Origin of the sequence: Pseudomonas sp. CHM02 (assembly GCF_000612585.1) — a bacterium.
Taxonomy (GTDB): Bacteria; Pseudomonadota; Gammaproteobacteria; order Pseudomonadales; family Pseudomonadaceae; genus Aquipseudomonas.
Genome location: NZ_JFCA01000121.1, coordinates 1 through 365, shown reverse-complemented (window position 1 = coordinate 365; position 365 = coordinate 1). Strand labels below are relative to the sequence as shown.

Below are 365 nucleotides of genomic sequence, written 5' to 3'. Positions count from 1 at the left end.
CAATGCCGATGTACAGCGTGTTGGCCTGGCGGATTACTTCCATTTTGCGCTGCGTGCCGAAGATATCGGCATCGCCAAGCCGGATGCGCGGTTGTTTCAGGAAGCCTTGCAACGCGGCGGGGTCGATGCCAGTGCGGCGGTGCATATCGGCGATCACCCAGGCGACGACATCGCCGGGGCGCAGCAGGCCGGGCTGCGGGCGGTGTGGTTCAACCCGACGGGCAAGGCGTGGGATGCGGATAAGCGTCCGGATGCCGAGATTCGCAACCTGGCGGAGCTGCCAGAATTGCTCCGCAGCTGGAACTGACACCGAACCCAATGTGGGAGCTGGCTTGCCTGCGATAGCGGTCTATCAGGCACATTTT

Annotated in this window: 1 protein-coding gene; it reads left to right on the top strand. The window is 62.7% G+C overall.

What is annotated here, in order from left to right; all coding sequences use genetic code 11:
- Positions 1-307 (top strand): HAD family hydrolase (locus tag BM70_RS34115; protein WP_025859601.1); only part of this gene is annotated, 307 nt, incomplete at its 5' end.
- Positions 308-365 lie beyond the last annotated feature (58 nt).